The 13,503-nt window shown below is 66.4% G+C and carries 9 protein-coding genes; 8 read left to right on the top strand and 1 reads right to left on the bottom strand.

The genetic code is table 11. The annotated features are described in order from the left end of the window. The first annotated feature begins 115 nt into the window (after positions 1–115). Positions 116–814, top strand: a complete 699-nt coding sequence (locus VSX79_RS14280) for a 2OG-Fe(II) oxygenase (RefSeq protein WP_179497188.1) — start codon at positions 116–118, stop codon at positions 812–814. Positions 815–885: 71 nt separating this feature from the next. Here VSX79_RS14280 and VSX79_RS14275 read toward each other — a convergent pair whose 3' ends face one another. Then, positions 886–3,042: a S9 family peptidase gene (locus VSX79_RS14275; RefSeq protein ID WP_326913684.1), complete on the bottom strand. Its 2,157-nt coding sequence runs from the start codon at positions 3,040–3,042 to the stop codon at positions 886–888. A 180-nt stretch (positions 3,043–3,222) separates the two neighbouring features. Between VSX79_RS14275 and pip the strand changes: the two genes are divergently transcribed. From pip to VSX79_RS14240, 7 genes are all read left to right on the top strand, one after another. Beyond that, on the top strand, positions 3,223–4,314 hold the full coding sequence (gene pip, locus VSX79_RS14270) for a prolyl aminopeptidase (RefSeq protein WP_179494296.1): 1,092 nt from the start codon (positions 3,223–3,225) through the stop codon (positions 4,312–4,314). Between the two features lie 184 nt (positions 4,315–4,498). After that, positions 4,499–6,775: a TonB-dependent receptor gene (locus VSX79_RS14265; RefSeq protein WP_326913683.1), complete on the top strand. Its 2,277-nt coding sequence runs from the start codon at positions 4,499–4,501 to the stop codon at positions 6,773–6,775. A 13-nt stretch (positions 6,776–6,788) separates the two neighbouring features. After that, positions 6,789–8,435, top strand: a complete 1,647-nt coding sequence (locus VSX79_RS14260) for a carboxylesterase/lipase family protein (RefSeq protein WP_326913682.1) — start codon at positions 6,789–6,791, stop codon at positions 8,433–8,435. Continuing rightward, the gene (locus VSX79_RS14255) at positions 8,432–10,021 is read left to right on the top strand and encodes an AMP-binding protein (RefSeq protein WP_407697286.1); all 1,590 of its coding nucleotides are present in this window, start codon (positions 8,432–8,434) and stop codon (positions 10,019–10,021) included. The genes VSX79_RS14260 and VSX79_RS14255 overlap by 4 nt, the downstream gene beginning before the upstream one ends. A 56-nt stretch (positions 10,022–10,077) precedes the next feature. After that, positions 10,078–10,770, top strand: a complete 693-nt coding sequence (locus tag VSX79_RS14250) for a TetR/AcrR family transcriptional regulator (protein ID WP_218844291.1) — start codon at positions 10,078–10,080, stop codon at positions 10,768–10,770. A 90-nt stretch (positions 10,771–10,860) separates the two neighbouring features. Then, the gene (locus tag VSX79_RS14245; protein WP_326913680.1) at positions 10,861–11,763 is read left to right on the top strand and encodes an SDR family NAD(P)-dependent oxidoreductase; all 903 of its coding nucleotides are present in this window, start codon (positions 10,861–10,863) and stop codon (positions 11,761–11,763) included. Between the two features lie 68 nt (positions 11,764–11,831). Continuing rightward, on the top strand, positions 11,832–13,499 hold the full coding sequence (locus tag VSX79_RS14240) for an MFS transporter (RefSeq protein WP_326913679.1): 1,668 nt from the start codon (positions 11,832–11,834) through the stop codon (positions 13,497–13,499). The last annotated feature ends 4 nt before the right edge of the window (positions 13,500–13,503 follow it).

Here is a 13,503-nt window from a genome sequence, read left to right as displayed (position 1 = left end):
CCTAGGCGATTGTCGGCGCCACTTGAAGCACATAGGCGTGTTTGAGCGCAAGAAACGGGGCGCGGCGACCGGCGCGTGGCGCCATGATTGCGGCATGACGACACAGCCCAAAATCATGCCGCCGCCCTGTGCAGACGATGCCGCCGACCCGATGATCGCGCTCGACCGCGAAGGTTGGGCCGTTCTGCCGGGGCTGCTCGATGCGGCGGCGTGCGACGGCCTCGCCGCGCTTTATGACGCGCCGGCGGGTTTCCGCAGCCATGTCCATATGGCGCGGCACGGTTTCGGGCGCGGTGAGTATCGCTATTTCGCCTATCCGCTGCCGCCGCTGGTCGCGGCGCTGCGCGGGATGCTCTATGCGCGGCTCGCGCCGATCGCGAACCGCTGGCACGAGCGGATGGGGATGGCGGCGCGCTTTCCGGCGGACCACGCCGAATTCCTCGCGCGGTGCCATGATGCGGGGCAAAGGCGGCCGACGCCCCTGCTGCTGCGATATGGCGCGGACGACTATAATTGCCTGCACCAGGATTTATATGGCGAGCATGTCTTTCCGCTGCAGGTCGCGGTGCTGCTGTCGGCGCCGGAAGAGGATTTCACCGGCGGCGAGTTCGTGCTGACCGAACAAAGGCCGCGGATGCAATCGAGGGCGGCGGTCGTGCCGCTCGCGAAGGGCGACGCGGTGGTCTTCGCGGTGAACGCGCGACCCGTGCGGGGCACGCGCGGCGACTATCGCGTGATGATGCGCCACGGGGTGAGCCGCCTCCGGTCGGGGCGGCGGCACACGCTGGGGGTGATCTTCCACGACGCGGCGTGAAGGGGCTGGCTTGGTCCCTCACGCTTTCAATGTCGGAAACGACCGCTCCCTACCACGACACTGACATGGCGTTATTCCCCCGCAGGCCGCGTCCAGCCTTTCCGGTATTTCTCGAACCAGGCGAGGATTGCGGCGGCTTTGGCGGCCGATTGCGACGGGCGCGCGGCGATGCCGCCATGGCTGGCGCCGGGCACCTTGACCAGCGCCGTGGGCACGCCGCGGAGGCGAAGCGCGGTGTAATATTGTTCGGATTCGCTGACCGGCGTGCGGTAATCCTCGGCTCCGACGACCACCATCGTCGGCGTTTCGACATTGCCGACGAGCGACAGCGGCGAGCGCGACCAGTAAAGTTCGGGATTCTCCCACGGCTGCGCGCCGAGCCAGTAGCGGCCGAAAAATGCGGGGCCGTCGGCGGTGAGCGCCTGCGTCGTCCAGTTGATCACCGGCTTTTGCGTGACCGCGGCCTTGAACCGGTTGGTCTTGCCGACGATCCAGCTCGTCAGCACGCCGCCGCCCGAACCGCCGGTGACGAACAGGGCGTTCGGGTCGGCAACGCCGAGTTCGATTGCGCGATCGACGATGCTGATCAGATCGAAATAGTCGTTGCCCGGATAGGCCTTGTCGATCTCGTTCGCAAAGGCCGCGCCATAGCTGGTCGAGCCGCGCGGATTCGCCGAGAGCACGGCATAGCCCGCGGCGGCATAGAGCTGGTTGTCGGTCGCGAAATGCGGGCCATAGGCGGCGAAGGGCCCGCCGTGAATTTCGAGGATCAGCGGCACGCGCTGGCCTTCGACATGGCCGGGCGGCAGCGTCAGCCAGCCCTCGATCGTCTTGCCGTCGTGACTGGAGGCGGCGGTGATCTTGCGGACCGCGCCGAATGATTTCACTTCGCGAAGCGATCGGTTGAGGTCGGTGAGCATCCGCGTCGATCCGCCGCGCGCAAGCTGCACTTCGGCGGGACGCGTCGGTGTGCCGCCGGTGAAGGCGATCGCGCCGCCGTCCGATACCGAGAAACTGCCGCCGGTATAGGGGCGGTCGAGCCCGCCGCCCGAAAGGCCGGTCGCGGCGCCGCGCACCGATCCGTCGAGGCCGATGCGCGCGACCTTCGTTTCGCCATGGTCGTCATATTGCGCATATACCGACTTGCCGTCCGCGGCCCATTCGATCGCATCGACGCCATGGTCCCAATCGGCGGTCAGGCTGCGCGCGCCCGACCCGTCGCGGTTCATGACATAGAGCTGCGTGTTCTCGTATGCGCGCAAGGCGTCGTCGAAGCCGAGATAGGCGATCTTGCCGCCATCGGGCGAGACGAGCGGGTTGGCGTCGGGGCCGTTGCGGTCGGTGAGCGCGGTGACGCCGCCGCCGGTCACATCGAGCGCATAGATTTCGCTTTCGACCGGATCGCTCTCCCAGTCGGGGCGCCGGTTCGCGGCGAAATAGAGCGTGCGGCCATCGCGCGACCAGCTCAGCGGACCTCCGTCGTGATAGGGGCCGAAGGTGAGCTGGCGCGGCGAGCCGCCGGCCGCGGGGACGAGAAAGATCTTTTCGAAGCCGGGCTCGACATAGCCTTCGCCGTCGGCGCGATAGGTGAGGAGGTCGCGAATTTCGAGCGGCTCGGCCCATTTCGCGCCCTCGGGCTTGTTCGCGGGGGCGCTGCCGAACTTTGGCCCTTCGTCCTTGACGAGCATCGTATAGGCGATCGAACGGCCGTCGGGCGACCAGGCGATGCTCGACGGGCTGGTGGGCAGGCCCGTGAGGCGAACCGCCTCGCCGCCGTCCATCCAGCGCACCCACAGCTGTGCGCTGCCGCCCTCGGTCGAGGCGAAGGCGATGCGCTTGCCGTCGGGTGACCAGCGCGGCGAAAAGGCGCCGTCGCCCTGCCCGGCGACGGGGGTTTCCTCGCCGGTCTGCGTGTCGATCAGCCAGATCGAGCTCACCGCGCGGTCGGTCATGATGTCGTTCGCGCGGCGGACATAGGCGATGTGGCGGCCGTCGGGGCTGATCTGCGGATCGGCGGCGATGGCGAGGTCGAAAAGGTCGGCGCCGGTGAAGCGGCGGTTGGGGGCGAGCCTCGCGCTGCCGACGGCGGAGCCGGACATGGCGGCGGGCGTTTCGGCCGGGGCGGCGGTTTCGGCGGGCGGCGCGGCGGGCGGCTGGTCCTCCTGCGCAAGCGTGATCTGCGAGGTGAGGGCGAGAAGGCTCGCCCCGAACAATGCCAGTTTGCGCATGAAATGCTTCCCCTTTTTTGCGACGGGAGTGGTCTGAACTTTTCGGGGATGCGGGTCAACCGGCCTTCGCCGGGACGACGATGTGCACCATAGGGTCCCGGCGGCTGGACATCATGGCGCGCCAAGTTAAGCCGGTATTTCAGGCCCCTTGGCTGCATCATCACAGGTGAAGGAAGAGACATGGATTTTTCGCGGTTGCAGGCGACGAGCAAGATCGGCGACGACTGGATCTATCCCCAGCCGCCCTGCCTGAATTTCGGCTGGCTCGAGGTCGACCGCGATCCCGCGCACCGCATCTATTGGGAGGAATATGGCAATCCCGCGGGTGAGCCGGTGATGTTCCTCCACGGCGGCCCCGGCGGCGCCTGCGCGCCCGTCATGGCGCGCTTCTTCGACCCGAAGCGCTACCGCGTGATCCTGTTCGACCAGCGCGGTTGCGGCAGGAGCGAGCCCAATGTCGCCTCGGCGGGCCCCGCGGTGGCGCTCGCGAAAAACACCACCGCCGACCTGATCGGCGATATCGAGAAATTGCGCGAAAAACTCGAGGTCGCTGGGCCGATGCATGTCTTCGGCGGCAGCTGGGGCAGCACGCTGGCGATGGCCTATGGAATCGCGCATCCGGCGCATTGCGCGACCCTGATCCTGCGCGGCATCTTCCTCGGCGCGTCCGAAGACCTGCTCTATCTCTATCAGGGCAATGCCGCGACATGGGCGGACGATCCCTACGGCCTGACCGAGCCCGGTGCCTATATGAAGTATCCGGGCGAATGGGCCGAGCTGCTGTCGGTGCTGACGCCGGAGGAGCGCGGCGACGTGATGAAATCCTACAAGGCGATTTTCGATATGGTCCCGGCGAACGAGGCCGAGAAGGAGCGCCAGCTGAAGGCGGCGCTGACCTGGTCCTTGTGGGAAGGTGTCATCTCGAACATGATCCCCGAGACGGCGGACACGGGCAAGTTCGGCGAAGCCGATTTCGCGCTCTGCTTCGCGCAGATCGAGGCGCATTATTTCGCCAATGGGCTGTTCCTTCCGGCGGGGCATTTCTTCGACAATATCGACGTGCTGGCGTCGATCCCCATCCATATCGTCCATGGCCGCTTCGACGAGGTGTGCCCGCTGACGCAGGCGTCGCGGCTTGTCGCGGCGTTGCGCGGGGCGGGGTCGGAGCCCGTCACCTACGTCGTGACCAACGCGGGGCATAGCGCGATGGAGCGCGAGAATGCGCTGGCGCTGACCGCGGTGATGGGCGGATTGGACCCGATCAGCGGGTGACGAAGCCGTCCGGCTGGTAAAAACGCGGAAATTTCCTTTATATTTGAATGCCTGGAAGGGGGCTTTCATGGATTTCGAATTTTATTCACACACACGATAGTGAATATTGACTCGCGTGAGAATCTTGCCGATAAGCTGAGCCCTGATCGGCGGCAACGACCGCTGACGGGAGGGAGAGTTTGATATGAAGGCTCAGCTTTTTGCGTCCGCCTCGGCGGTCGTTCTGTTCGCGTCGCCCGTTTCGGCCATGGCCCAGGAGGCCGAAGCGCCGCCCGCGGATAGCATGGCGCAGGACCAGCAGCGCGATGACCGCGACATCATCGTCACCGCGACCCGCCGCACCGCCCGGTTGCAAGACGTGCCGCTCAGCGTCACCGCGTTCGGGCAGGAAGAACTCAACGACCTCGGTATCGTGGGGTTCGAGGGCATCGCCCAGAATACGCCGGGCATCGTCGTCAACCGGCCGACACAGAATTTCAACAATTTCACCGCGCGCGGGATCAACACCAACGGCTATTCGGCCGGCCTGCAGAGCGCGGTCGCCATCTATGTCGATGAGCTGCCGATTTCGGCGAATGGCAATTCGACGATCCTCGACCCCAATCTGTACGACGTCGAGCGCGTCGAATTCCTGCGCGGGCCGCAGGGGACGCTGTTCGGATCGAACTCGCTCGCGGGCGCGATGCGGATCATCACGAAGAGCCCCGACCTCGACGATTTCGAAGCGTCGGCGAGCGTCGATCTCGGCCTCACCGGGTCGAGTTCGGTGCGCCAGCGCTATAATGCGATGGTCAACCTGCCGATCATGAAGGACGAGATCGGGCTACGCGTCACGGGCTATTATCGCAACGAGGACGGCTGGGTCGACAATATCGGCACCGGCGTCGAGGATGCGAACAGCCTCGAGGCGTTCGGCGGCCGCGCGATCCTGCTCCTCCAGCCGAGCGACCGGATGAAGGTCAAACTGCTCGCGTCATACGAGAACAGCAAGCCCGCCGATTCGGGGCTGACCAACCCGCTGCTCGGCAAGTTCGTGCGCAATTCGGACCGCCCCGACCTGTTCCAGGGCAAGCTCACCAATTATAATCTGACGATCAACTACGAGTTCGACTTTGCCGAGCTGATCAGCTCGACGACGCTCTCGGACTATGACGCGTCCTTCTATGTCGACCTCGCGGGCACCTTTGCGCAGGCCTTTCCCTTCGCGCTCGACGCATATGGCTATGACGATCTGTTCGTGCAGGAAACGCGGCTGGTGTCGCGTCACGACGGGCCGATCGAATGGGTCGCGGGCTTTTTCTATTACGACAAGCGCCGCAGCGTCGATTTCGCCTATCGTTCGAGCCTCGAATATCTGACCGAGAATAATCTGAGCGGGCTGCCCGACGAATATTACCAGCGGTTCAACAGCTATACCGACCAGAAAGAGATCGCCGGCTTCGGCGAAGTGACCGGACGCTTCAGCGACCGTTTCTGGGTCACGGGCGGGCTGCGCTACGGCAGCACCGAAGTGCAGAGCTTCACCCGCGGCGGCGGATACAACAGCAATTATCTGACCATCGCCTTCCTCGGTCTGGAGAATATCCCGCTCACCGTCACGCCGATCGCTTATGCCGAAGGGCTGAAGGTCAAGGACGACCGCCTGTCGTGGAAGGCGAGCGTGTCGTGGAAGCCCGTCGACAGCCTGACCACCTATGCGACCGTTTCGACGGGGTTCCGCACGCCCGTCGTCAATGCGCGCGCCGGGCTGGTCAGCGCGATCGACCCGAACGACCTGATCATCCCCGACGGCGCGAAATCGGACAGCGTCACCAATTACGAACTCGGGCTGAAGGGACGCTGGCTCGGCGGCGATCTCGTCGCCAATATCGCCGCCTATTATATCGACTGGAAGGATATTCAGGTCCAGGCGAACCGCGTGTCGGATTCGATCCAGTTCGCGACCAACATCGGCGGCGCCGAAAGCTATGGCCTCGAGTTCGAGTTCATCGCGCGGCCGGTGCAGGGATTGAGCCTCGCGCTCAACGGTTCTTTCAACCGCGCGAAGGTGACCGACCTGACCCCGGGCGAAGCCGCGATTTCGGGCGCCGAGCTCGGGACGCGTCTCGCCTCGCCGCGCTTCCAGGGGTCGGGCACGCTGCGTTACGACTTCCCGATCGGCGGCGCCGACACCGCCTATGCCGCGGTCAATGTGTCGCACGCGGGGGCATTCCCGAACCAGTTCCCCAATGTGCCGGGCAATCCCAATGCCGTCGCCCCGACCTATGACTTCACCGAGGCGTGGACCAATGTGAACCTTTATGCCGGGGCAAAGCTGGGGGCGATCGACCTCGGCGCCTATGTCGAAAATCTCTTCGACGACAGCAAGGTCACCTATGTCCATCCCGAGGCGTTCCTCGACGGCCGTTACGCCCGGATGCGTCCGCGCACGATCGGCGTCCGCGCCAATTATCGCTTCTGATCGGGCCGGGGAGATGAACGGTCCGATGATCCGCCGCCTGTCACGCGTCGCGCTCGCCGTCGCCGCCCTCTGCGCGGCGCCGGCAGCGGCGGCGGGGCCGATGGTCGATTCGCCCGCGGGCAAGGTCGAGGGTAGCGAAACGAAAGGCATCCGCGCCTTCAAGGGCATTCCCTATGCCGCGCCGCCGGTCGGCAAGCTGCGCTGGGCGCCGCCGCAGCCGGCGGAGGGCTGGGACGGCACGCGCGACGCGACCAAATTCGGCGCCGCGTGCATGCAGCCGGGCCCGCGCGGCCCCAGCATCTATGCCTGGGACCTGCCGGCGATGAGCGAGGATTGCCTGTCGCTCAACATCTGGGCGCCGAAGGATGTGAAGGATGCGCCGGTGTTCGTGTGGATCCACGGCGGCGCGCTGACCGGCGGGTCGGGCGGCGATCCGATCTATGACGGCAGCGCGCTCGCCGAGCGCGGCATCGTCGTGGTGTCGATCAACTACCGGCTCGGTGCGCTCGGCTGGCTCGCGCATCCGGCGCTGAGCGCGGAATCGGCCGACGGCGTGTCGGGCAACTACGGGCTGCTCGACCAGGTCGCGGCGCTCGAATGGGTCAAGCGCAACATCGGCGCCTTTGGCGGCAGCGCGGGCAATGTGACGATCGCGGGTGAATCGGCGGGCGCGCTCAGCGTCATGTATCTGATGACCGCGCCGGCCGCGCGCGGCCTGTTCCACAAGGCGGTCGCGCAGAGCGCCTATATGGTGTCGGCGCCGAGCCTGCGCGAGCGGCTCAACGGCATGGTCCCGGCCGAGGCGCAGGGGACCGACCTGGCGGCGAAGCTCGGCGCCGCCGACCTCGCGGCGCTGCGCGCGATGCCCGCGAAGGAGATCGCCGAAAAGGCGCTGGCGACGGGCTATTTCCCTTTCCCCGTCGTCGACGGCAAGACGGTGCCGCGCCAGCTCGTCGACAGCTTTGACCGGAACGAGCAGGCGCCGGTGCCGATCCTCGCTGGCTTCAACGCCGGCGAAATCCGCTCGCTGCGCTTCCTGCTGCCCAAGCCGCCCGCCGATGCCGCGGCCTATGAAGCCGCGATCCGCGCCAATTACGGCGAATTTGCCGACGCCTTCCTTGCGCGCTATCCGGCGAAGACTATCGAGGAAAGCATGCTCGCCGCGACGCGCGACGCGATGTACGGCTGGACCTCCGAACGGCTGGTGTCGAACCAGGCGGCGTTGAGGCAAGGCGCCTATCTCTATTATTTCGACCATGGCTATCCGGCGACCGCCGAGTGGAAGCTCCACGCCTTCCACGCCGCCGAGCTGCCCTATATTTTCGGCACCGCGGGCAAGACGCCGCCGCTGTGGCCCAAAATCCCGGACGACTTGGCCGAGCGCAAGCTAGCCGGTGCGATGGGCGATTATTGGGCGAGTTTCGCGCGCGGCGGCCGACCGCAGGCAAAGGGCCAGCCCGAATGGCCCGCCTATTCCGACGACGCCGGCTTCCTGCATATCGCCGAGGCGCCGAAGGCCGGGCACCGGCTGCTCCCCGGCACCGCGGCGCTCCACGAAGCGGTGATGTGCCGTCGCCGCGCGGCGGGCGATACGCCGTGGAACTGGAATATCGGCGTCATTTCGCCGCCGTTGCCGCCGAAAGCCGCGGGGTGCCAATGATCGACGGTTCGATGCAATCCTATGCCCTGACGCTCGACAAATTCCTCTCTCACGCCGCCAAATGGCACCCCGACGCTGAAACCGTGTCGGCCGGGGCGGACGGAAAGGTCGCGCGCATCGGCTATGCCGCGCTTTACGAGCGCGCGCGTGCGGTGTCGGGGGCGCTCCATGCGATGGGCGTGCGCGCGGGGCACCGCGTCGCGACGCTCGCGTGGAATACGCAGGGGCATCTCGAAAGCTGGTACGGGATCATCGGGATGGGCGCGGTGTGTCACACGCTGAACCCGCGGCTGACCGCGGCGCAGATCGGCGCGATGCTGGTGCAGTCCGAAGCGGGCATCCTGCTCGTCAGCGCCGACCTGCTGCCGCTTGCCGAAGCGGCGACGCGCAACGTCCGGACCGTGCGCCAGATCTTGCTGCTCGACGCCGCCGATACCGACGCGGGCGGAGGGGACGGCCGCATCGCGGTGGGCGCGCTTGATGCCGTGCTCGCTGCGGCGTCGGCCGATGTCGCATGGGGTGCCTTCGACGAGAACAGCCCCTCGGGGCTTTGCTTCACCTCGGGCACCACCGGCGCGCCAAAGGGTGTCACCTATACGCATCGCGGTTGCTACCTCCACACGATGCGCCAGTTGCAGGCCGACGTGATGGGCGTGCGCGCGCGCGACGCGGTGCTCGCGGTGGTGCCGATGTTCCACGCCAATGCCTGGGGGCTGCCCTTTTCTGTGCCCGCCGTCGGCGGCAAGCTCGTGCTGCCCGGACGCCACAGCGACGGCGCGCATCTGGCGGCGCTGATCCGCGGCGAGGGCGTGACCGCCGGCGTCGGTGTGCCGACCGTGTGGCTGGGGCTGGTCGAACATCTCGAGCGCGAAGAGGGAGAGGTGCCGACGCTCGAGCGCATCCTCGTCGGCGGCGCACCGATGCCGCCGGCGCTGATGGAGCGGATCGAGCGGCGGCTGGGCGCCGAGGTGCAGACGAGTTGGGGCATGACCGAATTGTCGCCGCTCGGCACCGCCGCGGTCCCCGGCGATCCGGATCGCACCGCTGGCGTGTCGGGAAGGCCCGCGATCGGCGTCGACCTGCTGCTGACCGACGCCGAGGGACGCGCGCTCGCCGAGCAGCGCGGCGCCGAGGGGCATTTGCGCGTCCGCGGGCCGAGCGTCGTCGAACGCTATTTCGGGCAGGATGCGCCCGCGACCGACGCCGATGGCTGGTTCGACACCGGCGATCTCGCGCGGCTCGACCGCGCCGGCAATCTGACGATCACCGGGCGGTCGAAGGATCTGATCAAGTCGGGCGGCGAGTGGATCAACCCCGCCGAGATCGAGGCGCTGGTCGGCGCGCTGCCGCAGGTGAGCCTCGCCGCGGTGATCGGCCGCAGCGATCCCAAATGGGGCGAGCGGCCGATCCTGCTGGTCGAAACCAACGACGCGTCGGTCAGCGACGACGACCTGCTCGCGCCGCTGCGCGAACGCGTGGCGTCTTGGTGGATCCCCGACGCGATCGTGCGGCTCGACGCGATGCCGCTCGCGCCGACGGGCAAGATCGACAAAATGCAATTGCGGGCCGATTACGGACAGGTGTAGGCCCGTTGGGCCACGGCGGCGCGACGAGTGCGGATGATGTGCGGAAGGACAAGGATTTGGCGTCGAAGGCAAAGAGTGCGGTGAAGCGCCCGTCGAAGGCGGAACAGCGCGCCGAAATGATGGAGCAGATCCTCGACACCGCCGAACTCCTGTTTTCGAAACATGGTTTTCACGGCGTGACGTTGAAGGATGTCGCGAAGCAGGTCGGGGTCCACCACACGCTGCTCAACTATTATTTCGACGACAAGCGGACGCTGTTCGACGCGGTGTTCGCGCGGCGCGCGGTGGTGACGATCGACAAAAGGATGCAGGCGCTCGACGATTATGACCGCGCGGCGGGCGGCAAGCCGACGGTTGAGGGCGCGCTCCATGCCTTCCTCGACACCGACCTCGACCTCTACATCCAGGGCGGCGAGGGCTGGAAGAATTATGGCGCCTTCGGCGCGCAGGCGTCGAACAGCCCCGAGGGCGCCGAGTTCATGGACAAATATTTCGACCCCGTCGTGCTGCGGCTGATCGAGATACTGAAAAAGGCGCTGCCCGACGCGGCCGAGGAAGATATTTTCTGGGGCTATCATTTCGTCACCGGCGCGCTGATGCTGACGCTCGCGCGCACCGGGCGCATCGACAAATTGTCGCACGGTCTGTGCCACTCGGATGATTATGAAGCCGTCAAGGCACGCATGGCGCGCTTCATGGCCGCGGGTTTCCGCGAAATCTGCGACCAGCGCAAGCAGGACAGGGGCTAGACGACCTGGCGACGACGACGCGCATCCCGCCGTCCGCGCGACAATAATATTCACTCACAAGTGAGTTATGATAAGACAAAAGGAAATGGAATGACGAACGAGCTGAAGGACAGGGTGGCGATCGTGACCGGCGCGGGCGGCGGACTCGGCCGGTCGCATGCGCTGATGCTCGCGCGGCACGGCGCGCGCGTTATGGTCAATGATCGCGACGGGGATGCCGCCGCGCGCGTCGCCGCAGAGATTGCCGGGGCCGGCGGCGTCGCGATGGCCGCCGTCGCCTCGGTGACCGACGAAGCCGAGGTCGCGGCGATGGTTGCCACGGCGACCGAGGCGTGGGACGGGATCGACATTTTGATCAACAACGCCGGCATCCTGCGCGACAAAAGCTTCGCGAAGATGGATCTCGCCGATTTCCGGCTGGTGGTCGACGTCCACCTGATGGGCGCCGCGATCTGTTCGAAGGCGGTGTGGGACCAGATGCGCGAACGTCGTTTCGGTCGCATCGTGATGACGACCTCCTCGTCGGGGCTCTACGGCAATTTCGGGCAGGCCAATTATGGCGCGGCGAAGATGGCGCTCGTCGGGCTGATGCAGACGCTCGGCATCGAGGGCGATAAATATAATGTCCGCGTCAACTGCCTCGCGCCGACCGCGGCGACGGCAATGACCGATGGCGTGCTCGCGGCGGACGCGCTCGCGCGTCTGGCGCCCGAGGCGGTGAGTCCCGGGCTGCTTGCGCTGGTCGGCGACGATGCGCCGACGCGCGCGATCCTGTGCGCCGGCGCCGGGCATTTCGCGGCGGCGCATGTGACGCTGACCGGCGGTATCTATGTGGGGCAGGGCGACGGCGCGGCCGAGCGCGTCGCCGCCGAGTGGGACCGCGTCGCCGACCGCTGCGGCGAGATCGTCCCCGCCTATGGCTTCACGCAGGCCGAACGCGAGCTGGCGAGCGCAGGTTTCGACGCGCCGGCGGTTGCCGCTGCGCACGGATAATCCCCGGCGGCGCACGCGGACGGGCCGATAAGCCCGCCGCGGCTGCCGGGATAAATGGGAGAGGAAATATGGCTACCGACGCGGAAGCCTTGCCCGCCGGCGAGGACAAGAAACAGAATGAAGCACTCGTCATCACCGCCTCTTCGTTGGGGACGGTGTTCGAATGGTATGATTTCTACCTCTATGGCCTGCTCGCCACCGCGCTGTCGCACCATTTCTTTGCGGGGGTGAACGAGACGACGGGCTTCATCCTCGCGCTTATGGCCTTTGCCGCGGGTTTTGCGGTGCGGCCGTTCGGGGCGCTGGTGTTCGGGCGTGTCGGTGACATCGTCGGGCGGAAGAACACTTTCCTCGTCACCATGGCGATCATGGGGCTGTCGACCTTTGCGGTCGGCTTCCTGCCCGGTTACGACACGATCGGGATCGCCGCGCCAATCATCCTGATGATCCTGCGCTTGCTCCAGGGGCTCGCGATCGGCGGCGAATATGGCGGCGCCGCCGTCTATATCGCCGAACATGCGCCGCCCGGAAAGCGCGGTTTCTATACCAGCTTCATCCAGACCACCGCGATGCTCGGGCTCATCCTCGCCTCGTCCTTCGTCGTCGGCTTGCGCACCTTCATGGATGCCGAAACCTTCAACGCGTGGGGCTGGCGCCTGCCCTTCATCTTCTCGATCCTGCTGCTGGGGGTGACATTGTGGATCCGGCTGCAGCTCGAGGAAAGCCCGGTGTTCCGGCGGATGAAGGCGGCGGGTGCGACCTCGAAGGCGCCGCTCAAGGAAGCTTTCGGCGAATGGCGGAATTTGAAGATCGTGCTGATCGCCCTGTTCGGCGCGGTCGCGGGGCAGGCGGTGATCGGCTTCGCCGCGCATCTCTATCCGCTCTTCTATCTCGAACGCGTCGCCAAGGTCGACGGCGCGACCGCCAATTTCCTCGTCGCCACCGCGCTCCTGCTCATCATCCCCTGCTTCGTCTTCTTCGGCTGGCTGAGCGACAAGGTTGGCCGCAAGCCGATCATGATGACCGCGTGCGTCATCGCGATTTTCGTCTATTTCCCGGCGTACAAGGCGCTGGTCGCGGCGGCGAACCCGGCGATGGCCGCGGCGGTCGAACGGTCGCCGGTGCAGGTCGTCGCGCACGGCGGCGAATGCTCGTTCCAGTTCGATCCGATCGGGAAAAACACGTTCGACCGGACGAGCTGCGACATCGCCAAATCCTACCTCGCCAAGAACGGCGTCAATTACGCCAATGTCGAGGCGCCGGCGGGGACGGTCGCCTCCGTGCGTATCGGCGATCGGACGGTCGCGGTGCCCGATCCGGCGGGGCTGGGCGATGCGGAGCGCGCCGCGGCGGTCGCCGCCTTCGGCGCCGCGGCAAAGGCGGGGCTCGACGCGGCGGGCTATCCCGACAAGGCCGACCCGGCAGCGGTGAACAAGCTCAAGGTCATCGGCATCCTCTGCCTCTTCGGGGTGCTCGCGACGATGGTTTACGGCCCGCTCGCGGCGCTGCTCGTCGAATTGTTCCCGGCGCGGATCCGATACAGCTCGCTGTCGCTGCCCTATCATATCGGCAATGGCTGGATCGGCGGCTTCATGCCGACGATCGGCTTCGCGATGGTCGCGGCGACGGGCAATATCTATCAGGGGCTGTGGTATGCGGTGGTGATCGCCGCGATCACCGCGGTTGTCGGCATCCTGTTCCTGCCCGAAACCTACAAGCGCGATATCGAAGCCTGACGGA

Source organism: Sphingopyxis chilensis (genome assembly GCF_035930445.1).
GTDB classification, from domain to species: domain Bacteria; phylum Pseudomonadota; class Alphaproteobacteria; order Sphingomonadales; family Sphingomonadaceae; genus Sphingopyxis; species Sphingopyxis chilensis.
This window is presented reverse-complemented; position numbering and strand designations above follow the sequence as displayed.